Consider the following 24,487-nt stretch of genomic DNA (forward strand, 5'->3'; position numbering starts at 1 on the left):
GGATGCTCCAGGGAGGGCGTTCGAAGAGGGTCAGCCGTGGGGGCAGTTCGACCAGTGGCCCTGGCCGTCGCCGACGTGGTTGCCGGTGGGTATCCAGACGCCCTTGTCAGCCGCGATGGTCCAGCTCACGTGGACCGTGGCCGTACCGCTCGCGGTGGTGGTGCCGGCCGAGATTCTGCCGTCGCCGGTGTTGGTGGCGCGCCAGGTGAGCGTGATCGTCCCTGCGCCTCTCGACGAGGAGCAGCCCGGCTTGGCCTGTGGCGCGCTGACGATGAAGCGGGTTCCGTCGACCACCATGCCGTCGCTGGCGGAGGCCGAAACCACGCGGCCGCTGCCCGGAGAGAACTCGATGGTGAACGAGCCCGTCCGCGCCGCGCCCAGGCTGATGCCGGTCGGGAAGACCCGCGCGGATGGCGCGGCGGGCTTGGGCAACCGGCGACTGCTCGTGGTGGCGCGACCTGTCGGGTCCTGCACGCCGGTACGCCCGGTTGCCCGATCCGGATCGCCCGTACGGGTGACGGCGGGGCTGGGCTTGGCACTGGCGCGGTTGTCCGAAGCAGACCCGGTGCGGTGGGGTACGGGCGCGGACGTCGCCACAAGGGGCGGTTCTTCGACCGCCGGCTCGAACGGCGGATGCGTGGCGATCAGGGTAATCGTCTCAGCCCCAGGAACCGAGGTTGGTGCCTGGCGGGCTGGGTGCAGTCCCGACCAGGCCATGCCGATAAGCGACACACCCGCGACCACCCCGACGACCATCATGCAGACCCGCAGCGCCGGCACCACAGGACGCAAGGACAGGCGGGCCTCGGGATCGGCCTCGTCCGGGCGCCGCCGCCAGAACTCCTCCACATGCTCGCTGCCTTGCTCCCAGCTCCGAAACGGCTGGTCGTCGGCCGCAGCCGGGAGCCGGATGCTGGGCGTGTGCCGAACGTCGGGCAGGAGCGATGGCTGAACCGGAAACTCGTCCGCACGCCACAGCGCTTCCTCTTCGCCGAGCGGCTCGGCCAGGAGCAGTTCATCGGTCAGCGTGTCCGGCGCGGTCAGGATCGGTACGTCTCGGGCCAGGTCAGCCCCGGCGGCGTTCACCGCAAGCCATGCCTCCACCTGCTCGCGTGCCTCGGCTACAAGGGCCTCAACCTGGACCGCGCCGACGTCGAAGATCAAGGCGATCTCGACGTCGGACAGCTCATGCCGTACGGCCAGATCGAGCACCTCGCGTTGGCCTGGTGACAGGCCGGCCCCCGCCTCACCGAGCGGGCCGTCCCGGTCCCGGTGCGACGCAGAGCCCTCTTGGGCGGCCAAGGTACGATGCGCACGAGCCAGCCCGTACAGCCAGGCGCGCAGGTGCTCATCGTCGACCACGCGCTCCGCGTGCACGCAGGCCGACACCAGCGTGCAAGCCAGGGCGAGCCGGGCCTCGCCGGAGCTCAGCACGGTTCGCAGGTAGTCATACAGCCGGTCGCCGTAGCGGTGCCGCAGGTCCTCGATGACGTCGCGGGCGTTGTCCGATAGCGAGTGCCACATCGGCTCTCCTGGAATGAAAGGGGTACCGGCCGGCTTCGCGATGACCGGGACGGTGATCGCACGCCGTTCATCCATGACCTGCCAGCGGACGGGGCGCCGCCGTGTACAGGCCGGTGGCGAGCTGAATCAGGTCGATCTTGTGGCCGTGCTCGTCAACCGCCCATCGGCCGGGGTCGTGGGTGTGCAGGTTCAGCCGGATGGCGCCGTCGGTGTCACGGACCCAGAGCCGGCCCAGCGGGTAGAGCCCGACCAGAGGGAACCGGGCGTTGGGCATTTCGGCGCGTAAGGCGCGGGCCAAGGCGCTGGAGCGCTGCTGAATCTTGGTCTCATAGACGTTCTCCACCGCGATCGCCAGCCGCGGAGCGTGCGGCGTGGAGACGGCGGCGCGCAGCTGGGCGGCGACGTAGCTGAGCTCGGCCAGCTCGACCGGGGTCGTGGGCGGGGCGACCTGCACGAGCAGCCGCCAGAGCCGGTCCTGGGCTGCGACGAGGTCGACCAGCTCCGCGGTCGACGGGACCCGGCCACAGCTCAGGGCGTGCCGCAGGTAGGCGCCGACAGTTTCGAGTTCGGCCGAGACCTCCACCCGCACCGGCCGGACCCAGGGTGGGCAGGTAAGGGCGGCTCGCCAGCTTTCGGCGTGCAGGCCGACCAGACGGGGATGGCGGGCGGCGACCGCCTCGCACCACTCCAGCAGCAGCCCCGCCGGGACTTCACCGTGCTGCGCGGCCTGCAGCAAGGTCAGCGTGGTGGCGGTATCCGGCACATCCAGCATCACCCGGACCGGAACACTGGGCGGGACACGTGACAGCACACCCGCGCCCACGGCCGGCAGCCGGGCCGCGGTCTCGGCCTCGGAGACCGTCAGATCGTCGTCCAGCCGCAGCCCCACGACCGGTTCGCCGACCTGATCGCGGCGCAGCGAGGTGATGGGGACGCTGCGACCGCTTTCGGTGACCAGCCGGGCGGCGCGGGTGCTGAAGTGGCATCCGCCCGAGATGACGGTCACCTCGTGCAGATCGTCCACTCTCGAGTCGGCGGGCGGGGTGCCGCCGATGAACACGTGATGGACGGCATCGCTCAGGCGGAGACCACCGTAGGCGGTCACGGTCTCGTGGCCGGGGCGCAGGTCCCGCTCGCACACGACGTCGGCCACCGGCACGTCGGTGTTCCACAGGTAGCTGAGCAGCTCCCGCTGGCGGCGGGCGGCCCGCCCGGCTGCCCTGTGCAGCGGATGCGGAGCGCCGTCGGCGGGTGCTTGCCACCAGCCGCCCGTCAGATGGCGGGATGGAAGCCCTGCCGGGGCGAGATCGATCTGGCTCAGTCGGGCCGCGGACGACGTACCGAGCTGATCCAGCACGTAGAAGGTCGTCATGAAGCCTCCTTCCAGGAGCTGTTGTCGGGCAGCCGCACCGAGGCGATGCGTGCGTCGAGCAGCAGCGGTCCAAGGCATGGCCCGGCCATCCAGTCGCGAACCGCCTTCAGATCCCGGCCCAGCCGGACGACGGCCGCCGCGCACCCGTAGCCGGCCGCGAGCGCCGCCAGGTCGACCAGCCCGTACGGGCCGTCGTCGCTGGTGTTGTAGACGACGATCAGCAGGGGCAGCGCGAGCCGTACCGCGGTCTCCAACTCGGCGGCCGCTCGCAGTGCGCCGGCGTCGCTGAGCGCGGCCACGGCCAGCCGGTCCGGGTTGGCCAGCGCCGCGCCGATGCCACTAGCCAGGGCGAGCCCGGCTTCCTCGAAAGTGTGTGAGAAGCAGAACCCCTGTGCGTCGGGGACCCGCACCAGGCTGATCGGGTAGCTCATGAAGTCACCGCGGTCCACGACGAGCGTCCGCTCCTCGGGCAGCAGCGCATCCAGAAGCTGCGACAGCGTCCGGGGATCGATGCGCCCGTCGAGGAGGATCGGCTGGTAGCCGACGTCATGCCAACCGGACTGCTCGACGCGGCGGCGCACCTCGCCGGTGCGGTAGCCCGTACGGGTCGTGCGCAGGTTCTTCAGCACGGCCGAGGCTGTGGCGGCGACGTCGCCGGCCACGCCGAACTCGAGGCCGCGACGGGCCCCGAGCATGGCCGGGTCGATGTCCACCTGGGCCACCCGGGTACCCGACCCAAACAGGTCGCCGCGGCGGGTGGTCCGCTCATGCAGCGAACACCCCCAGCCGACCAGGACGTCGGCTTCGCGGATCAGGTCGGCGACCGCCGGAGTCGACCAGTCGCCGGCAATCCCCACATCCCACGGATGGTGGGCGAACAGGCCGTGCGCCGCCGCGGACGTCGCCAGCAGCGCGCCCGTCCGCTCGGCCAGCTCCTCCAACTCCCGGCCGGCATGCCGGGCTCCGCGCCCGGCGATGAACACCGGCCGGCGCGCTGCGGCGAGCACATCCGCCAGACGGGTGACAGCCTCGGCATCCGGCACCCGAGGCGCGAGGGCTCGCAGGTCGCCGATCGAGGCCAGCAGGGCGTCCGGCGGCGGCGGGCAGGAGGCCGCCACCACCTCCCTCGCCAGCGTCAGCACCAGCGGGCGGCGCTGGGTACGCGCCGCGTGCAGGGCCCAGGCGACGACGCTGACCGTCTCGGCCGCGTCGGTGACCGGTTCGATGAGCGCCCCGGCGGCGGTCAGCAGCGCCGCCTGCCGGGCCGCGCCGAGCCCGTCCGGGCTCTGGCACGCGAGCACCAGCAAGGGCGTACGGTTGTGCGCCGCTTCCATGATTCCGGTGATGGCGCTCGCCAGGACCGACCCCTGCGAGAAGGCCAGCACCGCGGGCCGTCCGCTGACACGGGTATAGGCCTCGGCCATGGTCGTCGCCGCGCTCGGGCGCCGGGCCGAGACCACCCGCATGCCACGCTCGTCCAGCGCGGCGGTGAGCGGGCAGTCGTCCACGGCCGCACCGAAGACCGTCCGGACCCCGAGCGCGACCAGCACCTGGCTGACCGTCTCGGCCACCGGGATCACCGCCGCTCCCCGCGCAGAGGCGCCAGGACGGGGCAGGAGGGCAGGCGCGTTGTCGCCGGCTGGCGGTGGATGAGGAATGAGCACGAGAGATCGCCTTCCGAATCAGGTCAACGGGCGCATAGGGGAGGGCGCCGTGCAGCCGCGCAGAGCGCGGATCACCTCGCCGGTGGCCTCCACGCGGGCGCAGTGCCGGGCCATGTAAGCCAGCGCCGCCGAGTGGTCATCGGCACTGAAGGCGGCTACCGCGTCGCCGAGGACGAAGGGCTTGAGGTCGGCGCTGAAGGCGTCGACGGCCGTGGCCTGGATGCCGATGTGGGCGTAGACGCCGCCGATCAGCAGCTGGTCCCGGCCGGAGTTGCGCATCAGGCGGGCCAGCGGGCTGCGTACCAGGGCGCTGTAGCGGTGCTTGGCCAGCAAGATCTCGCTCGGCTCGGGCATGAGCGGGGCGCAGATGTCGGTGTCCGACTTGGAATCGGTCAGGCCGGGACCCCACAGATCGCTCAGCAGGCCGCGATCGGCGGGGTCTTGAGAGCCCGGCTGGGCGGTGTAGACGACGGGCACCCCCAGCTCGGCGCAGCGCCGCCGGATGGACAGCAGGTTGGACAGCACGTCAGCGATGGGGGAGGCGTCCATCTCGTAGGGGCGCAGGAAGTAGTGCTGCATGTCGTGGATGAGCAGCACGGCGCGGTCCGCCTCCAATGTCCAGTTCAGCCGGTTGTCGGGCAGGGCGGGCAGCAGGTAGGGGGCAATGGCGGCAATCGCCACGACGGCTCCTCTCTCGTCCGTTCACGCGCCGGTGGGGCGGCCGCGCGGGGGTTTCACAGGTCGGTGTGGATGCGCAGGGCGCGCAGCAGGGTGGAGAGCTTCGCGCTGGTCTCGGCGAGCTCGGCTTGCGCCTCGGAGTCGGCGACGATGCCCGCTCCCGCGTGCAGGCGCAGCGTGTCGCCCGACAGGGCGCCGCAGCGCAGCGCCAGCGCCCACTCGCCGTCACCGGCCGCGTCCTGCCAGCCGACCAGTCCGGCGTAGAAGCCGCGCTCGACCGGCTCCAGCGCGCCGATCACCTCGCGGGCCAGGTTCTCGGGAGTGCCGCACACCGCCGGAGTCGGATGCAGCGCCGCGGCCAGCGTCAGGCTGCACGTGCCCGGATCGCGCAGTCGCCCGGTGATCGGCGTGCTCAGATGCCACATGGTGGACGTGGCGGTGAGCTCCGGCCGGGCCGGGACGTACAGGTGCTCGCAGAACGGGGCGAGCGCTCGGGCGACGGCGTCGACCACCACCCGGTGCTCGTGCAGGTCCTTGCCCGAGCTCTGCAGGGCCAGCGCGCGCGCCTGATCGACGGTGGGGTCGAAACTGCGCCGGGTTGAGCCGGCCATCGGTGTCGTGGACAGCATCCGGCCGTGGCGGGAGACGAGCAGCTCGGGGCTGGCGCCGATCAGGGCGCCGTCCTCGCCAGTGGGGGCGGCGTACACGTACCGCGCGTTCGGGCCCGGTAGATGCGCGAGAAGTTCCTGGACCGTCAGCGGCCGGTCCGCCTCCAGCAGCAGGCTGCGCGCCAGCACCACCTTGCGCAGCCGCCCGGCGGTGATCATGTTCTGGGCTTGCCGCACCGCCGCCAGGTAGGCGGCCGGTTCCGGATCGGGCTTGAGCCTCCATGCCGGGTGGCGGCAGCCGAAGCAGTACGGGGCCAGCAGCGGATCCGACCAGCGAGGAGCGCCGCACACCACCAGCCGGGAGTGCTCGGCGTCGAAGGAGATCAGCCCGGCGGCGACCATGCCGGGCCGGCGCAGGGCGGCGGCGACCTGGCCGGGCAACTCCGTCAGCGGGCCGGTCACCGGCGCCTGCTGATCGTCGCCGTCGGCCAGCAGAGTGTGGGCGGGGGTGCTCATCACGACGGAGGTCGGGGTGCAGTCGAACGGCAGCGGTACGGGGACGTCGCCCGGCTCAGGGGTGCGCAGGGGAATCGGTGGTGGTGCGGACACGATCACGATGAAGCGTCCTCCCAGAACAAAGAGATGAATGGGGGTTATCCGGTAAGGCCGGCGCCGCCGTCGATGACGAGGTCCTGCATGGTGACGTGGCGGGCCCGCTCCGAGGCCAGCCAGAGCACGGCCTCGGCGATGTCGGCCGGCTGCGCGACCCGGCCCAAAGGGATGCCCAGCCGGAACCGGCCGGCGTCGCCCGCGATCGCCCGGTCGGCGCTGGTGAGCGCGGACAGCATGGCCGTGTCGGTCGAGCCAGGTGAGACGCTGTTGCAGCGGATTCCGGCATGAGCCAGTTCCAGCGCCAGGTGCCGGGTGAAGGCGATGACGGCGGCCTTGGACGCCCCGTAGGCGGCCAGGCCGACGCGCGGCACGTGGCCGGCGTTGGAAGCGACGTTGACGATCGCCCCCTGGCGGCGTCGCACCATCGGCCCGGCCACCGCCCGGCAGATCCGGATCACGCCAAGGGCGTTGACCTCGAACAGCTCGCGCAGGTCGTCCTCGCCCAGCTGAGCCAGCGGGCCGTGGCGCAGCACACCGGCGACGTTGACCGCGATGGCGATGGGGCCGAGCTCTTGCTCGACCAACCGGACCGCTGCCTCGACCGCTTCCGGATCCCGTACGTCGCAGGTGAACGCGGCTACCTGCGCCGGGTCCTGCGGCTCGCCGATATCGAGGTCCAGCGCGCCGACCAGCGTGCCCGCGGCGGCCAGGCGGTCGCGAACGGCGGCCCCGATGCCGCGCGAGGCTCCGGTCACCAGGGCGACGCGGCCGGTGACCCCGGTGACGTGCCCACCGGATGAGATGGTCATCCCGTGTCGCCCTGACGGTCGAGCGCCGCGTCGATGGCGATGATCGCGTTCTGGCAGACGTTGCGGACGCGCTGCAGCCGGCACAACCGGTCAGCGGACGCCACGTTGAGCACCGGGATGCGCGCCGTCGTCACCCCAGGGGCGTCGGAGGCAGGGCGGGGGAGGGGGACACCCAGTTGGTCGCCGCGATGTTGAGGCACGAGGTTCTCCTAGGAGTGAAGGGACAGCGAGTACGCGGGGCGGACACCAGAGGTCAGCCGGGACAGCTCGTAGTCGGCTTCGCTGCGCACCTGGACGAGGGCGGCGCGCAGCTCGGCCAGCAGCCGATGCAGCTCCTGTACTTCCTGCTCGGACGGGACACGCCTCGTCTTCGCCCTGCAATGAGCTCCCCGGGCGGCGCGCAGCGCGGTGCAGACGGCAGCGCCCGCCAGCAGGGAGGCAACGGCGATGACAGCGACGAGCACCGTGGTGAAACCGGCAGGCGGGCCGGACATGACGGGCTGCTCCAGCAGCATGGACGAGCCCGCGACCCCCAGAGCCCCACCGACCATGCGAGCCGCGGTCACCACGCCGGCCGCCGTGGCGAACTGCCGCGGCTCGGCCGCCAGAGTGCCCGCCGTAAAGGTGCCCGTGGCCAGCGCGCCGATCCCGGCGCCGATAGTCGCCAGCGCGAGCACCATCCAGGCCGACAGCTCGCCGACGCCCAGCAACAGCGTGCACCCGGCCACCACGGCGATCGCCCCTGTATAGATCACCACAGTAGTGCCGCACCGCCGCCCCAGCCGGCCCGCCAGTGGTGCGGCGACGAGCACCGCCAGCGAGATCGAGATCAGCCACCAGCCCGCTTCCGCGACCCGCAACCCATGGACCTGCTGCAGGTACAGCGGCGTCATCACCAAGACCGTGTACTGCACCGCCCCGAACAGGGCCGACGCGACCGTGCTGACGGCCACCCCCGGACGGCGCCACAGCGCTTGCCCGTCTGCGGCGCGGCGAAGCGAGATCGCCAGCTTGACGCCCGCCGCCGCCATGGCGACCGCCATGCAGCCCACGGTCTGCGGCGAGGTCCAGCCCCACTGGCCGCCGTGCCAGATGGCCAGCACCGCCGCCGCGATCCCGGCAGCGGGCACGAGCGTGCCCACCACCTCGGGCCGGGCCGTCCGGGTCTGGCCTTTGGGCAGCAGCGGGACAACCGCCAGGAGCGTGATCGCCAGCCCCGCGCTGCACAGGTAGGCGACTCGCCACCCGTGAGCGGCGATCAGCGCACCGCCACCGCCCTGCGCCACCGTGACCCCCAGGCCAGAGCAGCCGCTCCAGAGCGCCAGCGCGCCGCGGCGGCGGGCAGCAGGCAGTTCGCCCAGCAGCAGGGCGAGCGAGGTCGGCAACATCATCGCCGCGCCGACCCCCTGCAGGAGCCGGCCACCCAGCAGCACGGGCCAACTGCCTGTCCACGCGACCGCGATGGCGCCCAGGCTGAACAGCACCACCCCCACCGCGAGCACACCGCGCCGACCCAGCGCATCAGCCCACCGGCCCGCAGCCACCAGCAGCGCCGCGATGGCCGCGAAGTTGACCACGTTGACCCAGGTGAGCTGGGACGCCGGCACCTGATCGGTCATCGGATCGGCCGCCAACTCGCCGACCACCAGCGTGGTCACCCCCGCATCAGCCATGACCACCGCCATCGCCGCACAGGACGCGATGAGCAGCAGCCCGCGGCCGTTGCGGACACGGTGGCTGCCGGCGGAGCGTTTGGCAGGCCCGCCCCGGGTGGGGTGGAGGCCGGGACGGGCCTGGCTCAAGGGGCGGCCGGTCGGTCTCGGCCGCTCTCGTGTAGGGGGCTTGGTTTCTCCGTACCGTGGGCGGTGAGGCAAGCTCAGTCGGGCGGGCGAGTCGGCGACGGGGGACGGGCTGCTCGTTACCTCGGTGGTCACCTGCCGCAAGGTAGGAAGAGCCGGTGTTGGGCCGGTCGCGGCGAGGTTTCGATCAGGGTGCCCCTCGGTCGCGAACCTCCGGTCAGCGTGTGGGTTCGTTAAATGCGATCACAAGCCGATGTAAGGGATCTTCTTCTCGCCAACTCGTACGAGATCTCACTATGATCTTGATGGGCCCGATGTCAGAGAAACTCACCCTGTGACTCGAGGAGTGGCGTGCGCACGCAACAGCCCGACGAAGAGATGTCCTCTCCCTCTCCCGCCCGGATGTACGACTATTTCCTGGGCGGCACGACCAACTACCAGATCGACAGGGACGCCGCCGAACGCGGATTGACCTACGCGCCGGAGATCAAGACCATCGCGACGGCCAACCGGCAGTTCCTGATCCGTGCCATCCGCTTCCTCGCCGAACAGGGCGTCAACCAGTTCCTGGACATCGGTTCCGGTCTGCCTACCCAGGAGAACGTGCACGAGATCGCCCAGTCGGTCACCCCGTCCGCGCGGACCGTCTACGTCGACAACGATCCGAGCGTGCTGCCGCAGGCCCAGGCACTGATCATCGGCGATGACCGGACCCGGTACATCCAGGCTGACGTCCGAGACCCGCACGGCATCCTCAGCCACCCGGAGACCACGCGGCATCTGGACCCCGCCCAGCCGTGGGCGGTCGTGTTGTGCTCGGTGCTGCACTTCGTGCCCGACGCCGATGACCCTTACGGCGTGGTCTACCGGCTGATGGAGGCGGCGCCGTCCGGGAGTTATCTGATCTTCTCCCATGTCAGCAGGACTGACGTGGACCCGGAACTCTACAAGATTCTCATAGCGACCAACTCCAACAACCTCAGCAACCCGATCACGTATCGGACGGTGGAGGAGATTGCCCGTTTCTTCGATCAGCCGGACTGGGACCTGCTGCCGCCGGGCATGGTGGACGTACAAAGCTGGCAACCGCACAGCATTGTCGACGACTTCACTCCTGGGCGGGTGCGTGTCTTGGGCGGTGTGGCCCGCAAACGCTGAAGGCCGCCTTCTCGGCTCAGGTGTGGCTCCCCCCACTACGGCAGGACGCGGGCCGCACCCCCGGATGTCGCCCTGAAGTGCCCCGAACCTGGCGTTTCCCCGGTATGTCCGCTAAAAGTCCTCCTGGTGTCCTGGTTGCAGGATCTTCGGCATTGCAGCCTTTAGAGGCAGAAAGCGAAGTGCCGAGGAGAGGAGCCAGCATGAGATTGAGGGAAGCCCGAGGCGTGCGGGCGTCGATGGTGGCTGCCGTCGCCGTTGGGACGATGCTTGCCGCGACTCCGGCTGCGCAAGCTCACCAAGTGCGCGTCGGTACCGACATCGGATTCGCACAGCTGTCGGGCGATCACCTGGAAGTGAGCGCATGCAGGCTGCTTGGCGGTCCTCCCATTTGGGCAACGGTGCGATACCGGGACGGCCGCCTCCAACGGTACAACGGGCCTCCGTTGGCCACGAGCGCCTGTTACACCTACGGCGTTAGCGGCGAGCCGAACGGCCTCCGCTTCTGCTGGGGCAACACGGGGTCAATCAAGTGCACAGCATTCATTCGTCCCTGACACGAGTGGTCGGCGCGCTGGCGATCTCACGCCAGGTGAGCCCGGCCTGACGCGCCCTGGACAGGATATTGGTCTCCAAGGCGCTGCTGCTGGAGGGCGAGGGCAACCAGCAGCGCATGCTTGCCGCCGTCCCGCTCACCGACGACGAACGCGCCGCGGTCGGCGACGGTCAGACTGCCCTGGGCCAGCTGCTCGGCCAGTTCGCCGGCGTCCCTACCTCCGCCGGGCCCACACTTCCGGCAAATCAGCACACCGGCCAGGTGGCCTTGCTGCCGGTCATCGAGATCAATCGGAGGCCGACCTAGTCTGACTGCGCGCTACGGCCCAGTGGGCGCCGCACGAACTGGTCAGGGTGTGAGGCGTCACGTGCGCCTCGAGATTTGACCAGACCGCCGGTTGACGGCTGCTGCCACGGCGAAGCGTCTCACCTGCGTGGGGTGAGACGCTTCCGCCGTCGGACTCGGCTCGTCGGCTGTCTGCCGGTCGCGCAGTCCGACTACCCCGCGAACGGTCAGAAGATTGCGTCCTGAAGGATGGCTGGAAGTTGCTGCCGCTCGATGAGTCGCAGACACCGGCGGCAGTTCACCGGCGCTGTCGAGGCGCGCAGCCGTCGCGGATCCCAGCCTGCGATCGCCGTATGACAGGCCGGTGCGGGGAGCTCTACGTCGTAGCGGTCGACGCTGGTGCCCGCCAGATGGATGGTGTGCGAATTTTCCACTCGTAAGGCGCTGGCCTCCATGTGCACGATTATATCAAGGTGATGTTCTCTTCTGGGGATATTCGAGACGGTGAAAAGTCTCCGGCATCCCGTTATTCGTGGCTCGTTTCCTGAAGCTGATGACAGAACTGACAGTACGCCGGTAGTTCGCTCTGATCTGGGCCATTGGCGTCTGCTGTAACAGCGACAGAACCACGACGAATCTGCTCGGTGAATGACAGAACCCGATTCCCGCCTTTAGCTCTGGGTGAAGACGAGCGAGGGGAGAGGTTCTGTCACTGTCATGAGATCTGTCACCGTTCTGTCTTGCCTCTTGTTCCAGCCGTTTCCCCAGGCCATCACCGCCGTAGCGGTTTTGTCACGGCTTTGCGAAGAGCAGAGGGCTGACGGCGTACCGAGGGAAAGGTCCGCGCTGGCCTCGCGAAGCGGACGTCGCGGCCCAAGCCCACGATAAAAGGGCAGCGTGGCCACCTACACCGACGCCACCGGCGCGGGTGCCGATCTGGTGGTAACAGCATTGCCGGACGGGTTCCGGCACGAGGTGGTGCTGCGCCAGCGGCCGTCGAAACCGTTGGCTGCGGGTCGGCGTCGAGGACGAGGGCCTGACCCTGTCGGAGGGCAAGAACGGCCGGCTGCTGTTGAAGGGCAAGGACAAGAAGCTGGTCGCCGCGGCCGCGCCGGCAGCCGCGTGGGACAGCGCCAAGGGCCGGTCGACCAAAGACCAGCGACAGCATCCGACGTTCACCGAAGCCGTGCAAGGCGATCGTCAGAGTTTCGGACCGGATGCAGCAGACGGCGGCGAGATCACATCGGGGTGGAAGACCTCCTCGACATGGCAGAGGGGCTGGCCGCTGTTGATGATCAAATACGAGCGCCAGGCACTGGCCCGGGTCGTGCTGAAAGGATCGGGACATCCCCATGACCACGGCCGCACACCCCGCTTAAGGATCTCCCGGCGTTGCTCGATCTCGCCGAGCAGGTAGCCGAGCGGAATGTCGGTGCCAAGGTCGAGATCGGCCATTAAGGGATGGCCGACATCGAGGACGACCTTGTTGGCCGAGATCACCGTATCTCTTGCGTCGATGATCAGCTGGGAGCGGCGCACCAACGCGATGTCGTCGACGGCGAAACCCATGCGTAGGCAGCACTCCCGAGATAACGCAGTGACCGCGGGTCGCCGAGCCTGCAGAATAACCCGAGCCTTGAGCGGCTGGTCGAGCAGGGCGGCCAGGAAACGCGTGGTAGAGCCGTCTAGATTGCCCAAGACGTCGGCGACCTTGGTGGGGTCACCGCTTAAGGAGAGAGGTAAGGAGGTCATCGCGGTCCTCAATCCGTGAGAGGCGGTAGTGCCGGTGCCGGACGTGGAGCAGGTGGTTGAAGGGGCCCTTCTGGGGGCGTCTTAAGTCGAGGCCGAGGGTGGCAACCAGATGCTAAGGACGATTCGAACTCAACTATTGATAATTTCCACATCTTGTCACTAAAGACTTTGAGGCGATGACAGAAGTGACAGGAACCGCCCACCTGCTGTGACCGGGCTCGTTGGCACTTGGCTGTATGACGACGCAACGCTGACGAATGGTCTGGGTGAATGACAGAACCGCACTCGCGCATGGGCTTGAAGGCGTATACGACGCGCTGGAAGGCGCTCTGTCGCTGCCGGTGATTTCGTCACCGTTCTGTCGGACCATTTGTCTCGGCTGTTTCCATAGGTCGTGCGGGTTGTGGCCGTTCTGTCACGGCTGGGCGAAGAGCGCAGGATGGACGACGTACTTCGGGGAAGGTCTGCGCCCACCTCGCGACCCGCGAGCCGCTTCCGGAAGGGCCCGGATGTAGCCGTGCGCGTCCAGCAGCGACAGCACGGCGGTGACAGTCGAGGCGTCCTTGAGCTTCGTCTGCATGCCGCGGTGCAGATCGCGCTGGCTGAACTGTCGGGCCTTCATAACGGTCTCGTTCTTGGTGATCCATGCCAGGGCCTCCCGGGCCAGTTGCGTGTGCCGGTCTTCCGCCATCGCGCCGAAGCAGGCCGCGGCGTGGGCGATGAAATAGCGGGCGATCTCGACGGCATGGCGCATGGTTTCTTCGGTGACGGGTTTACGGAAGCCGTCGTGGAGATGCTTCGCCAGATGCAGCAGGCCCGCGATGCGGACGGCGGCGCCGACGAGTTTGCCTGCCCAGTCGCGCAGGTTGTCGAGCTCGCCGACGCCCGCTCGGAGTTTGGGCTCGATCTCGTCCTGGAATTCGGTGACGAGCTTGGTGGCCTCCGTGGACAGTGCGAGGATCTGGGGCCGCTCCCACTCGGCGAGGCTGATGACCAGGTGGGTCATGTTCCGCTCGTAGGCGTGCCCGACCTCGTCGGGGACGAGGTCGGGTTCGCTCTTGCGGTAGCCGACCGTGTCCTTCGGCAGCGTGTACAGGAACCGGGCCAGCAGGCCCTGGCCGCGCAGACGGGGCTTTTGGGCGATGAAGGTGAGCACGGTGGGTTGGATGCACACGGCGATGGTCAGGGCGGGGGAGCGCACGTACTCGGCCCGGCCGCGACGGTTCACCTTGAGCACGTCGCCGGCGTGGGCTTCGAGGAACGGGGTCAGCGCGGGCACCCCGTTGCTGTAACGGCCGCACACGATGTCGAACAGGTCGCCCTCGGCCGACAAGATGGCCAGTCGGCCGCCCTGCTCGGACAGGATGGTGGAGCACTCCTCGGGAGTGACGTTCTTGGCGATCAGCTGGATCTCGGGTGGGACGACCGCTTCTTCGAGAGCCAGAGCGGTGGACTCGGCCTCGGCCAGGTCGCTGGCCGAGCCGCTGCGTACCGCTTTGGTTCTGGCTTGCTTGTCGGCTTCTTCCAGCTGTGACCGGAGCAGTTCGGCCTGTCGTGCCTTGGCTCGGCAGGCGATGACGAGTTGCTCCTCGGCCTGGTAGAGCGGCGCGGTCATGGCCCGGAAGACGGCCGACTTGCGGGTGGCGGGCGGGGCGATCGCGGCGAGGAAGAGGTTGAGCGGCTCGTGCCAGCCGCCGCGTACCCGGACCACGGCTTTGCCGCTGGCCGCGGTGGACAGGCCACCCAGGGCGAAGGTCGCGGCGATGTCGGGGGCGGTCTGGGTCTCTTCGGCCACTGCCTTGACGATCTCTTCCAGCCACGACGGCAGGCAGTCGAGAGGGAACGGGGGCGGTACGAGCCGTGAGCCGAGAGGGATGACCTCGTCCCAGGCATCTTCCGCCTCGGCTGGTGGTTTCTCGCTCGGTCTCGTGATGTCGGGGGCCCAGTTCGGCCCGCTTCCGGCGGTCACCCGCCGATTCCCTGGAGGGTGTAGGGCTTGGGTGCCCAGACCTCGATGAAGTCGCCGATGGTGCCACCGGCGGAGAGGTGGTCGGAGGTGTCCTTGCCGTGCCGGGCCTGCAGGACGTAGATAGAGCGGGCCACGGGCATGAGGTTGTGCACGATCGCCTGGGCGTGGTCACGCCCGGCCTGGTCGCGGTCGGCGACGATGGAGACGTCGGCGCCGTGGAAGTAGCGGGCGAAGTCCGGTTGCCATCTCCCGGCTCCCATGGCGTTGCAGGTCGCGGTGATCCCCGGATGCGCGCGGAGGGCTTCGACGTCCTTCTCACCTTCGGCGATCATCACGACCCGGGCTTCGCGGACGGCGGTGATGACGTCGGGCAGGTGGTAGGGCACCAGATGCACAGCCATGCTGCCGTCCTCGCCGTACAGGCTCCAGCGCCGGCCGGAGCGCTTGGCTGGGTCGGGTCGCCACTGGCGGAAACCCTGACAGCCGTTCCCTTTCCGGCTGCACCGGGCGACGCCGTACAGGACGGTGCCCTGTTCGTCTTGGTAGAGGTACTCGGCCACCCGGTCGTGACCGCAGGGCATCCAGCGATCGCCAGAGCGCCTGGGGGAGTGTGGGTTTCGTAATTGCTCGGGCCATAGGGCGGACATGGGCAGATCGAGCGCCTGCATGACGTCCTGGACGGGGCATTTCGGCCCTCCGTGGCAGGTGATCATGACGATGCCGTCGCTGGTGACGCCGACGGACAACGACGGCTGTCGATCGTCATGGGCGGGACAGACCGCGCTCTTCTGAGTGCGTGAGCCGCGGGGGGCGTAGCCGGTCCTGTCGTAGAGCGCCTGCAAGATCCGTGCGTACGGGGAGTTCATAGGGCGACCTGGCTCAAGAGGCGAGGTCGGTTGCCTGAGCGGGCGGCGCGGGCGAGAGTGCGGGGTCGTCGATGTCGAGGCAGCGAAGGAGGGCGGCGCGGCCGACGCGGTAGGTGTGGCCGACCCGGAGGACGGGGCAGGGAAACTCGCCCTTGCGGGCGAGTTCGTGCGCTTTGGTCCGGCCGATGCCGAACGCTCGTGCGGCGGTCACGATGTCGACGGTGACGGGCAGAGCAAGCAGTTCCGCTGTAGTCAATGCCTCGGCCATGAGGACGCGCCTTTCTGATGAGGGATCCGCCTGGACCGTGTCGGACAGCGCCGAGCGGTTCATCGCGAATGGGATGGGTTGACGCTCGCGATCAGGATGGCATGATCGATGGTGGCCGATCAACCCGATCATTGGTAATATTCCATCCCTTCAGGATGAAGCTCGGATGGTGTCAAGGAGTGACGCGTGTCGGCAGCCGGGAAACGAAGTGATCCAGACCAGCCCAATCAGTCGGGAGTGCGCAGCCTCAGTGAGGAGAACGTCGCCCTGCGCATCGCCTGGGAGATGCGCCGCCGCGGCTGGTCACAGGAACGCATGGCCCAGGAGCTCACCAACGCCGGATGTCCCACCCACCAGTCCGCCATCTCTAAGATCGTCAACCCCAAGCCCGACGGCAGCCGTCGTGCGATCAGCGTGGACGAGGCCATCGCGCTGGCCCGCGTGTTCGGCATCGCCCTGGAAGAACTCCCGCTCCCCATGGACGACGCCGAAGGCCGGGACCTGCACGACCTGAGCCGTACGGTCTCCCATGAAGGCCGCAACGCCACAGAGCAGTACGCCCACTTCCTCCTGGCCTGGGCCCGCCTGCGTCACCGCTTGGCCCAAGAGCAGAGCCGCGCCGCCTACGAGGGCTTCCTGGCGCAGCGAAGAGTCGACCCGGACACAGCCGAGCAGTCGATTGCCTTCTGGCGGGACGCCGACTCCTGGCACGAGGCGACGGCCGGCTACGCCACGCTGCACCGGATCCTGCAGGCCATGGGCGACTGGCGCGACCTGACCCCACCAGCGCAAGAGGCCCGCCGGCGCCACAGCATCGTGGCCGACCTCATTCACCTGCGGGAGCTGTTCACCACCAAGATCCCGAGCACCCCGGTACGGGTGGTGCCGGACCTCATCTACCACGTCACTGAGGCGCTGGTGCGCACCAGGATGCAGGAGGCCGCCATCGGTGTCATCGACGCTTACGAGCGCGGCACCACACATCCCACCGACGCGGTCACGAAGGAAATCGACCGTAGGCTGCGGCAGATCAGCGACCGGGAACCGGAAGATCGCCAGGATCACCTGGAAAGCCTAGCGGCCCGGATAGCCCTGCACTGGCTAGGCCGAGAACCCCGGCAGCCCGCTGAGGAACTGGCCGCAGAACTGGGGGTGAGCGTCGAGGACTACCAGGAAGCAAAAAAGGTCGGAGGCATCTAGCCGCGAATCGGGAATGAGGTGAGCCTTGACGGGCAATCCGTTCAGACGATGCAAGTGCCGACAGAACGGCCGTGAGCTCGGCGCGAAGTGCCCGAAGCTGCGCCGGAAGGACGGCTCGTGGAATCCCAGACACGGCGTTTGGTACGGCAAGGAGGAACTCCCGCCAGGGCCGGATGGGAAACGCAGCTACCTGAAGCTGGGCGGCTTCGCCTCGGCGGACGAGGTGACCGCGTACTTCCAGGCGATCGGGCGCCTGCTCGACATCCCCGATCCTGGCCCAGACGGGCATCAGGCGCGGATGGAGATCCTCGCCGTGATCAAAGCGGCGCATCGGAAGAAGGCGCCGATGCCGGAGTACGAGGAGGTACAGCGCAAGTTCAGGGCCGGTCAGCCGCTCCAGGCGATGACCTTCGGCGAGTACTGGAAGCAATGGGTGGTCCGGCGTCGCAGGTTGAAGGACATCCGAGAGTCGACGCTGATCGGCTACATCTCGCACCACGACACGCACTTCGGTGAGGTGCTCGACGAGGTACGCCTCGACAGGCTGTTCGCGCCGAAGGTCGAGGAAGTGTTCACGCGGATCGACGAGAAGAACGCGGCCCTGCTCGCGGCGCGAGAGTCCGACGACCCGCAGGTACGCGCGAGCGTGCGAGGAAAGCGTCCGACCGGATCGTCGACGAAGCAGAGAGTCAAGGCGACGATCCGGACGGTGCTGGCCGACGCCGAGCGAGACCACCTGGTGTCGTTCAACGCCGCCACGCTGGTGAAGCTGGATGCGGGGGAGAGGCCGCAAGCCCTGGTGTGGACCCAACCGCGAGTGGAAGCCTTCACCGCGGAGTTCGAGCAGCGGCTGGCGGCGGAGCAGGCCACGAAAGAGAAGTCCCAGAAGCCGTTGGAACGGTTCCGGGTGTGGCTGGCGACGCCGCGCCCTTCGCCAGTCATGGTGTGGACGCCGGCCCAGCTCGGCGCGTTCCTCGACCATGCCGTCCCGGACCGGCTCTATGCCTTGTATCACCTGGTGGCGTTCCGGGGGCTGCGGCGCGGGGAGGCGTGCGGTGCGCGGTGGGTGGACGGCGAGCTGGAGGAAGGCGTTCTGACGGTGGCTAAGCAACTGTCCAACGTCGGTGGCCGGGTGGAGGAGGGGAAACCGAAGTCGCGGGCATCGGAGGCGGCCGTCGCGCTGGATTCGGGAACGCTGGCCGTACTGCGGGCGCACCGCCGGCGGCAGTTGGCGGAGAAGCTGGCGTGGGGCAGCTCGTGGAAGGAGACCGGCCGCATCTTCACGCAGGAGGACGGTTCGGAGCTGACCCCGGACTGGGTGTCGGAGCACTTCTGGCGGCTGGTGTTCGCCGCCGGGCTGCCGCCGATCCGCCTTCACGATCTCCGGCATGGCGCGGCCACGCTCAGCCTGGCGGCGGGGACGGACATGAAGTACGTGTCGGCGATGCTTCGGCACTCGTCGATCGGGATCACGTCCGACATCTACACGGCGGTGCTGCCGGATGTGGCCAGGGCGGCAGCGGAGGCGGCGGTTCGTCTGGTGCCTCGGAAGATCATGCTGAAGGAGGGGTCCGAAACTGGCGGTCCCCCTTCGGTCCCCCAAGCGCCGCTTCCCCCGCCCGCGGAAGCGGGATAGGGTGCTGCGTACCTGGTGAAGTGGGTAGGGCGGGTGGGACTTGAACCCACGACCCACGGATTATGAGAATCCTCGGTAAGTGTCGTCCGCTGTCGCAATGTGTTGTTTTGTATTGCTCTTTCCGCGATTTTCTTCACCGCTGTGTCGGTTGCTATCCACGCGTGTCGGCCCGTGCCGTGCACACGCGAGCAACCACCGAGCAACCATGCGTTCTTGACCATTCGACGTGATACGCCATTTGTCCCTGCCTCGCGCGCGGCGGGCCGGTGCTGGTGAGGTTACACATGCGGCATGGAGGCCCGGATATCGCGGAAATAGAACGCGTACGAGCAACTTGCGAGCAGTCACACGTCAGCGCATTTGGCCGTCAGGGCAAGGTTGCGTAGTCGATCCATGCCGTTCTGGTTTGGTTGTTGAACTGCTGGCTTGGCCGGTTGCGTACATCCGCGCGAAACCTCATCAGGGGTTGGCGAGGTTGGGTGGTCACATGACGGGTGGTTAGCCTCGATCTTTCTCGGCCTTGAGTTGGTCGGCTGAGGTCTTCGGCTGGAGGTGGATTTCCTCGCTGTGCCCAGCGTGGGTGCCCGGCTGTCGCGCCGGGTGGGCGGGGTTCCACGGGCCCGCAGGGTTTCCTTTCCTGATCGTGGGGCGGGTTGGTGCTGGTCAGGTTGGTGCCGGCAGGGCGTGCAGGCGGGCCAGGGCAGTAAGAACCTGGCCAGCCCAGGGCCATCGCGTGGGGATGCGGAGACGCAGGCGGCGGCCTCCGTGCACCAGGCGGCCGGCGACGGCGAGCAGGCGCAGTCGCAGGCGTTTGGGCTCGTAGCGGCGGGCGTCGGTGCCATGCAGGGCGAGCAGTTGCATCCACGCGAGCAGTTCGCAGGCCAGGGCGACGATCTCGAGCCAGATCTGGTTCTGGGTGAAGTCGTGCAGGGGCAGGTTGCGCAGGCCGGTGTCCTTGGCGGCGCGGATGCGGTCTTCGGCGCGGGCTCGGCGGCGTGACGTAGTTCCAGGTCGGCGAGCTGGCCGCCTGCGGTGCCGGTGACGAAGCAGGTGAAGCGGTGTCCGTCGAGGTCGGTGAAGCGCAGTTGGGCGCCGGGGTGCGGGCGTTCCTTGCGGACGATGACCCGCATGCCCTTGGGCCAGCCGGTCAGCTGCAGCAGGCCGGTGATCTCGGCGACCCAGGCACCCGGGCGGGGCCGGCGGTCGGCGTTGTAGGCGGGCGTCCAGGCGGTGGCCGGGAGCTTGAGGATGGCGGTGGCGATGTCGTCGGTGATGGTGAAGCCGATGGAGTACTTCAGCCATCGTCCGGGGCGCGTCAGCCAGGCGAGGAAGTCGCGGGTGCCGCCACCGGAGTCGGTGCGGACCAGGACGTTGCGTCGCCGGTGCTTGGGCAGCTGGGCCAGGGCCAGGCGGGTGGTCTCGATGTGGTCGGTGGCGGTGTTGGAGCCGGCGTTGCCGGGCCGCAGTATCAGGGCCAGGGGCTCGCCGCCACCGTCGGGGTGGTCGGCGAAGGCGGTCATCGGGTGGAAGCCGTAGCTCTTCTTCCAGGTCGGTGCCGCATGCTGCTTGTCGGAGTGGGAGATGACGATGGTGGCGTCGAGGTCGACGATCACGGGCTGGCCGTCGGCTCCGGGAGCCTGCGGTCCGGCCAGGTGCCAGACGCGGTCGCGGGCGGTGGCACGAGCGGCGCGGATGGCCTTCAGCGCGCGGACCGGATCGGCGGCGAGCCGGTCGATCAGGCGCGAGACGGTCGGGTCGGAGGCGACTGGACCGAACAGCTCAGGCTGGGAGCGCAGCATCGCGATGTCGGCCAGGCAGTCCCCGCCGAGTGCCAGGGTGAGGGCCAGATCAGTGATGATCTTCGCGGGGTCATGTACGGCTCGACCGGGCCGCCACTGCTCCAGCCGCTGCGACAGGTCCTTGTCCAGCCCGGTGATGCGCAGTGTCTGCGCCAGCAGCAGACCACCACTGTGGGAGACCAGCCCGCGTCCGTCGGCGGACACGGTGATCTTGCGGCGAGAAGCGATAGAGTTCACTCGGAAAGTGCCTTCTGATCTGGGTTGGACGGGGCCTTAGACAAGTCCGATCCTCCCAGCTCGGAGGCGCTTTTCTTATGTGAATGATCAGGTCGGCTCAAATTCGCCGTGAAAGCCGCGGGTTAGGAGGCTCTCGGGCTGGCGGGCGATCCTGCTCCGGGGGATCCGGCGCAGGTGCTGGCGTTGGCGAGGCGCCTGTTGAAGCAGGCAAAGCTGGCCGAGGACAATACGGCCCGGCTGAACGGGGTGTCGGGGAACAGTCGGCGCTGAACATGCGCGGCGATGACGCGGTCAAGTACGCCGAGGCGTTGCAGACGTTGCCCGGCGAGCTGGCCAAACTGGGCAAGGCTCATCGCGGCGCGGGCAGTGCGTCGAACACCTACGCGGGCAGCCTGGAGCAGGCCAAGATCCAGGCCGGTAGCGCGTTGCGGCACGGGCAGGCGGCGGAGCAGCAGTATCAGGGCAGTCGATTGGACGGCGCGCTGAAGCTTGCGAGGACATCTGTCGCCGGACCCACCTCGTGGCGGAGAATGAGATGCCTAGATGAGAGGGAGCCACCTAGTGTGGAGCACCTTGGAGATCGCCAAGCTGATCGTGTCGGCTCTAACGCCGCTGGCGGTCGTGGCCGTAGCCTTCCAGGTGACCAAGGCCACCAAGCGCCTGGAGACCCGCCAGTGGGTGAACCAGAAACTGGTGGAAAAGCGCATCGCTCTGCTGAGCGAGGCGCTCCCCGAGCTGAACGACCTCCATTGCTACTTCGCTTGGGTCGGCAACTGGAAGGAATTGTCGCCCCTGGACATTTTGCAGCGGAAGAGATCGCTCGACCGCCTGTTCTACGCCAATCGACCATTCTTCCGGCCAGCGACTATCGAGGCATACGAACATTTCTCCGCGAAGGCTTACAAGACGTACTCTGCGCCCGGCCACAACGCTCAACTCCGCACCGGTCCGACGTCCAGGCATGGGAACCGCAGCGAGGCGTACGGCGACGGATGGGATCCGCGATGGAACGCGTACTTCGCCGCAGAGGCCGATCGCACGGCGCAGGAGAAGGTTGCCGCCGCCTACGATGCCCTACTCCGTCAGGTCAGCGGCGAGGTTGGCCTGCCCGAGGCGGGCGAAGTCGGTACAACATGATTGTTCAATGGTGCTGCAAGGGTGTGGCCAAGCTGGACGAGGCCACCGCCGTCGACATCCTCGGCGGCGGATCAGGCATCCGATGCCGGGGCTGGCTAGAGCTGGGGGCCGCCGCACCACTGCCGCTCGACCAGATACTCGGGCGCCTGACTGAACCGAATCTGGATCTACACGTCAACCACTACAGTCGCCGCGATCCGCGTACCGGCAAGCACTTTTTCCAGATAACGCCATTCATCTCGCTCGCCGCAGGCGTCGTCGACCGCGACGTTACGAAGCAGACTAATGTCACGCACGGCGCCTTCCGCACCGCGCTGGAGTTTGCCTGCACCGATTACACCGATCCGCGACACCCTCCCTGCCCGGGCTGGATCTTCATTTGCTACGTTCTCGTGGGCGTTCGACCCGCTCCAACGATTCCCGGGGTCGCCGAGGAGGTCCGGGAGCTGAAGCATCTTCGCTCCTACTCGCCCTGGTACCTGCAGGGAGAGGTGACGGCGAAGGTCAATGTTCCGTCGCGGCAGATTCTCTACGCGACGCGCTGGGCTCCGGACAGCACCGGCGCACTGGTCGAGACCGACGTCTTGTTGAACCTGGCGTTCACGCATCCCGTGGCGCTACTGGACATCCGGGAAATGCTATGACTCTCCCGGCCCCGGTGTGGGCCGCCCTGGCCCTGGAGTCTGCTGCGGTCGAGGCCCGGGGCCGCTTCCACGCCACGTACGCAAACCTCGGCCCGCCCCGGTTCACGCCAGCTCAGCTGATGGGACTGCTCCGCGACGGACCTGTTGCGGAGGGGCAGCAAGCTGTCATTAAGATCGTGAGTGACGGCGAGACCACGGAGGAGCTTCGCCGTCGACTCAATGATCAAAGGGTAGACAGAGGACGCCCGGAGTGGGTCCGGACCGCCGAGAGCGCCGACGCCTGGCGGGAGTGCGCCATGGCACGTCTCCTGCTGAACACCGAGACCGGCAAACGGGCCCTGCTGCGAGCTGCGGACAGCTATCTGCAGCTCGGCCTCCCCTTTGGAGACTTCCTGGGGGTGGCCGCCACCGGAGATCTCCGGCCGGCGGCCACGGCCGCAACGGAGCTCCGTTCGCTGCTTACCGATCACTTCGTTCCCCCTCCACTTGGCATGCAGCCTCTCTTCGACCGGTGGTTTGCCGTGCAAGCCCCGGCGCAGCAGGTCGCCCTGCTCTTGACCGCAATGTCGAACGTGGACCAGATGCTTGATGGCGACGAGCTGCCAGAATTCCTCGCGGAGGCGGTGCAGGCTCGCGGGTCGGCTCCGGTCGGAGCGACCGGGACGGCCCTCGCCGACTGGTGGGGCGCCGGCCTGGCGCTGGCCGGTCTCGTGACCGATGGGCCTCCGGCGCGGCTCGCCCTGACCCAGTTCGTCAGCGAGGTGGCGTACGCCCATGGCCGACTGTTGCGCGCTGCCCAGCTCGATGAGTTTCACTGGCAGCGGGCCCGTACCCCCGTCGATCTCGTCGATCTGTACCTGGCTGGGTTGGTCGCCATCTCGGTCCGGGTTCTACGACGTGCCCGCCTGCCCTCGTGGCGGGTTGCCGACGACTTCGCCGGGCTGCCACCGTTGGCTCTGGTTTCGGTGACTGTGGGCCTGCAACTCGCGGAGGAGGATGGTCCGCCCAACTGGCAGCGCACGCATGGCCCGTCCCGGCCGGGCCCATCGGGCCGCAGCGCGGACGACCGCCGCCGTGCGGGCACCAGAACCGAGCACTGACAGCTGGCATGGCGTCACCCGGTAGCAGTGACGACGCGGTTCGCGCCCTGCGTCACGCGGCTGCGGTGATTCGGGGACTCTTCCAGACGGCTCAGGCGCTGGATAACCGCGAAATGCAGATACCGTCCGATCTGCTGATGACGCTCTACTCGACTGTGGAACCGGTGAAGCACCTGATCCCCTCGGGGCATGGCATCACCTACATCCTTTCAAAGCTGCAGATGTGGGACGGATCCGAGCCCGAGAGTCGGGAGCCGACCTTCATGACCGTCATCCTCTATGGCCCCACTAACGCCAACCTGCTGGACGAGATCGCCAACGACATCGAACGCACGAACTACGGCGCCGAGTCCCGCCCACGTTCTCCGCAGGTGACGGTCTATGTGGACCCAAAGGACCGGGAGCGGCGCCGGCAACAGCAGGCCCCACGGCCGAGCGGAAATACGGGGCAGTAGACGCCGTGCCGTGAGGCCGTTCGCGGCCAACTGTGCGCCTGCCGACAATCCCGTCCGGCCAGGTCATGGCCTTGCGGAGCGCAGGACGCCGGGGGCTGACGGTCCTGCAGCGCCAAGTGGCCACGCCCGCCTTCACGTCCGGTGACCGCTTCGTGCTCGCCGGACTTCTCGGCCTCCTGCCGAGGGGGAAACTGCGACACCTTGCGCTGCTGGTGCGCCCGGAGACTATCCTGCGTTGGCACCGCGACCTGCTCAGACGCCGTGACGCCCGCGTTCCGCAGCTAATCCGTGATCCAGGGCATGTTCGGGTGCGAAACCGCAGGTCGGTGGCTTGCGACTTTGTGGAAACGGCGGAAGGCCCT

Annotated in this window: 22 protein-coding genes and 1 pseudogene; 9 read left to right on the plus strand and 14 right to left on the minus strand. The window is 68.4% G+C overall.

Going from position 1 to position 24,487, the window contains the following annotated elements; all coding sequences use genetic code 11:
• Window positions 1-30: 30 nt before the first annotated feature.
• The 8 genes from ACIBF7_RS44260 to ACIBF7_RS44295 all read right to left on the minus strand — a co-directional run bounded on the left by ACIBF7_RS44260 (window position 31) and on the right by ACIBF7_RS44295 (window position 9,141).
• Window positions 31-1,599 carry an RNA polymerase sigma factor gene (locus ACIBF7_RS44260; protein ID WP_397199834.1) on the minus strand — a complete coding sequence of 523 codons (1,569 nt, stop codon included), beginning with the start codon at window positions 1,597-1,599 and terminating at the stop codon, window positions 31-33.
• Window positions 1,592-2,896: a hypothetical protein gene (locus ACIBF7_RS44265; RefSeq protein WP_397199835.1), complete on the minus strand. Its 1,305-nt coding sequence runs from the start codon at window positions 2,894-2,896 to the stop codon at window positions 1,592-1,594. The genes ACIBF7_RS44260 and ACIBF7_RS44265 overlap by 8 nt, the downstream gene beginning before the upstream one ends.
• On the minus strand, window positions 2,893-4,476 hold the full coding sequence (locus ACIBF7_RS44270) for a thiamine pyrophosphate-binding protein (protein ID WP_397199836.1): 1,584 nt from the start codon (window positions 4,474-4,476) through the stop codon (window positions 2,893-2,895). Before ACIBF7_RS44270 ends, ACIBF7_RS44265 begins: the two co-directional genes overlap by 4 nt.
• Before the next feature lie 102 nt (window positions 4,477-4,578).
• The gene (locus ACIBF7_RS44275; RefSeq protein WP_397199837.1) at window positions 4,579-5,241 is read right to left on the minus strand and encodes an isochorismatase family protein; all 663 of its coding nucleotides are present in this window, start codon (window positions 5,239-5,241) and stop codon (window positions 4,579-4,581) included.
• A 53-nt stretch (window positions 5,242-5,294) separates the two neighbouring features.
• Entirely contained in the window at window positions 5,295-6,455 is a 1,161-nt protein-coding gene (locus tag ACIBF7_RS44280; protein ID WP_397199838.1) for an isochorismate synthase MenF, read from the minus strand.
• Between the two features lie 44 nt (window positions 6,456-6,499).
• Window positions 6,500-7,267, minus strand: a complete 768-nt coding sequence (locus ACIBF7_RS44285) for an SDR family oxidoreductase (RefSeq protein ID WP_397199839.1) — start codon at window positions 7,265-7,267, stop codon at window positions 6,500-6,502.
• Window positions 7,264-7,467: a hypothetical protein gene (locus ACIBF7_RS44290; protein ID WP_397199840.1), complete on the minus strand. Its 204-nt coding sequence runs from the start codon at window positions 7,465-7,467 to the stop codon at window positions 7,264-7,266. The genes ACIBF7_RS44285 and ACIBF7_RS44290 overlap by 4 nt, the downstream gene beginning before the upstream one ends.
• A 9-nt stretch (window positions 7,468-7,476) precedes the next feature.
• Entirely contained in the window at window positions 7,477-9,141 is a 1,665-nt protein-coding gene (locus ACIBF7_RS44295; protein ID WP_397199841.1) for an MFS transporter, read from the minus strand.
• A 276-nt stretch (window positions 9,142-9,417) separates the two neighbouring features.
• Between ACIBF7_RS44295 and ACIBF7_RS44300 the strand changes: the two genes are divergently transcribed.
• Both ACIBF7_RS44300 and ACIBF7_RS44305 read left to right on the plus strand, forming a co-directional pair.
• Window positions 9,418-10,224, plus strand: a complete 807-nt coding sequence (locus ACIBF7_RS44300) for an SAM-dependent methyltransferase (protein ID WP_397199842.1) — start codon at window positions 9,418-9,420, stop codon at window positions 10,222-10,224.
• Between the two features lie 622 nt (window positions 10,225-10,846).
• Window positions 10,847-11,083: a hypothetical protein gene (locus tag ACIBF7_RS44305; protein WP_397199843.1), complete on the plus strand. Its 237-nt coding sequence runs from the start codon at window positions 10,847-10,849 to the stop codon at window positions 11,081-11,083.
• A 206-nt stretch (window positions 11,084-11,289) separates the two neighbouring features.
• On the opposite strand, the gene ACIBF7_RS44310 is transcribed toward ACIBF7_RS44305, so the two are convergent.
• The 5 genes from ACIBF7_RS44310 to ACIBF7_RS44330 form a co-directional block, all read right to left on the minus strand.
• Complete coding sequence (locus ACIBF7_RS44310; RefSeq protein WP_397199844.1) at window positions 11,290-11,517, minus strand: hypothetical protein; 228 nt, start codon at window positions 11,515-11,517, stop codon at window positions 11,290-11,292.
• 745 nt (window positions 11,518-12,262) lie between these two features.
• The gene (locus ACIBF7_RS44315) at window positions 12,263-12,814 is read right to left on the minus strand and encodes a chorismate pyruvate-lyase family protein (protein WP_397199845.1); all 552 of its coding nucleotides are present in this window, start codon (window positions 12,812-12,814) and stop codon (window positions 12,263-12,265) included.
• A gap of 415 nt (window positions 12,815-13,229) precedes the next feature.
• Window positions 13,230-14,783, minus strand: coding sequence for a YfjI family protein (locus tag ACIBF7_RS44320; RefSeq protein ID WP_397199846.1), 1,554 nt, complete (start codon window positions 14,781-14,783; stop codon window positions 13,230-13,232).
• Complete coding sequence (locus tag ACIBF7_RS44325) at window positions 14,780-15,625, minus strand: hypothetical protein (protein ID WP_397199847.1); 846 nt, start codon at window positions 15,623-15,625, stop codon at window positions 14,780-14,782. The genes ACIBF7_RS44320 and ACIBF7_RS44325 overlap by 4 nt, the downstream gene beginning before the upstream one ends.
• 37 nt (window positions 15,626-15,662) lie before the next feature.
• On the minus strand, window positions 15,663-16,049 hold the full coding sequence (locus ACIBF7_RS44330) for a hypothetical protein (protein ID WP_397199848.1): 387 nt from the start codon (window positions 16,047-16,049) through the stop codon (window positions 15,663-15,665).
• 54 nt (window positions 16,050-16,103) lie between these two features.
• On the opposite strand from ACIBF7_RS44330, the gene ACIBF7_RS44335 reads away from it, so the two are divergent.
• Together ACIBF7_RS44335 and ACIBF7_RS44340 are read left to right on the plus strand one after the other, a co-directional pair.
• Window positions 16,104-17,117 (plus strand): hypothetical protein, encoded by a 1,014-nt coding sequence (locus ACIBF7_RS44335; RefSeq protein WP_397199849.1) that lies wholly within the window; start codon window positions 16,104-16,106, stop codon window positions 17,115-17,117.
• 25 nt (window positions 17,118-17,142) lie between these two features.
• Window positions 17,143-18,753, plus strand: a complete 1,611-nt coding sequence (locus ACIBF7_RS44340) for a tyrosine-type recombinase/integrase (protein ID WP_397199850.1) — start codon at window positions 17,143-17,145, stop codon at window positions 18,751-18,753.
• 663 nt (window positions 18,754-19,416) lie between these two features.
• On the opposite strand, the pseudogene ACIBF7_RS44345 reads toward ACIBF7_RS44340, so the two are convergent.
• A pseudogene (locus ACIBF7_RS44345) lies at window positions 19,417-20,789 on the minus strand (IS1380 family transposase).
• A 573-nt stretch (window positions 20,790-21,362) separates the two neighbouring features.
• Between ACIBF7_RS44345 and ACIBF7_RS44350 the strand changes: the two are divergent.
• The 5 genes from ACIBF7_RS44350 to ACIBF7_RS44370 form a co-directional block, all read left to right on the plus strand.
• Window positions 21,363-21,926, plus strand: coding sequence for a hypothetical protein (locus tag ACIBF7_RS44350; protein WP_364446125.1), 564 nt, complete (start codon window positions 21,363-21,365; stop codon window positions 21,924-21,926).
• A gap of 23 nt (window positions 21,927-21,949) precedes the next feature.
• On the plus strand, window positions 21,950-22,570 hold the full coding sequence (locus ACIBF7_RS44355; RefSeq protein ID WP_364446123.1) for a hypothetical protein: 621 nt from the start codon (window positions 21,950-21,952) through the stop codon (window positions 22,568-22,570).
• Window positions 22,571-22,866: 296 nt separating this feature from the next.
• Complete coding sequence (locus ACIBF7_RS44360; RefSeq protein ID WP_364446121.1) at window positions 22,867-23,670, plus strand: hypothetical protein; 804 nt, start codon at window positions 22,867-22,869, stop codon at window positions 23,668-23,670.
• Window positions 23,671-23,678: 8 nt separating this feature from the next.
• Window positions 23,679-24,125, plus strand: coding sequence for a hypothetical protein (locus tag ACIBF7_RS44365; RefSeq protein ID WP_364446118.1), 447 nt, complete (start codon window positions 23,679-23,681; stop codon window positions 24,123-24,125).
• Window positions 24,126-24,241: 116 nt separating this feature from the next.
• Window positions 24,242-24,487 (plus strand): hypothetical protein (locus tag ACIBF7_RS44370; protein ID WP_397199851.1); only part of this gene is annotated, 246 nt, incomplete at its 3' end.

It is taken from the genome of Nonomuraea sp. NPDC050478, from assembly GCF_044458265.1.
GTDB lineage: Bacteria > Actinomycetota > Actinomycetes > Streptosporangiales > Streptosporangiaceae > Nonomuraea > Nonomuraea ferruginea.

Excerpts from the sequence above, each read along its gene's own strand:
- ACIBF7_RS44260 (WP_397199834.1), bottom strand. The coding sequence starts at position 1,599 with ATGGATGAACGGCGTGCGATCACCGTCCCGGTCATCGCGAAGCCGGCC.
- ACIBF7_RS44265 (WP_397199835.1), bottom strand. The coding sequence starts at position 2,896 with ATGACGACCTTCTACGTGCTGGATCAGCTCGGTACGTCGTCCGCGGCC.
- ACIBF7_RS44285 (WP_397199839.1), bottom strand. The coding sequence starts at position 7,267 with ATGACCATCTCATCCGGTGGGCACGTCACCGGGGTCACCGGCCGCGTC.
- ACIBF7_RS44310 (WP_397199844.1), bottom strand. The coding sequence starts at position 11,517 with ATGGAGGCCAGCGCCTTACGAGTGGAAAATTCGCACACCATCCATCTG.
- ACIBF7_RS44315 (WP_397199845.1), bottom strand. The coding sequence starts at position 12,814 with ATGACCTCCTTACCTCTCTCCTTAAGCGGTGACCCCACCAAGGTCGCC.
- ACIBF7_RS44330 (WP_397199848.1), bottom strand. The coding sequence starts at position 16,049 with ATGATCGGGTTGATCGGCCACCATCGATCATGCCATCCTGATCGCGAG.
- ACIBF7_RS44360 (WP_364446121.1), top strand. The coding sequence starts at position 22,867 with ATGGCACGTCTCCTGCTGAACACCGAGACCGGCAAACGGGCCCTGCTG.
- ACIBF7_RS44365 (WP_364446118.1), top strand. The coding sequence starts at position 23,679 with ATGGCGTCACCCGGTAGCAGTGACGACGCGGTTCGCGCCCTGCGTCAC.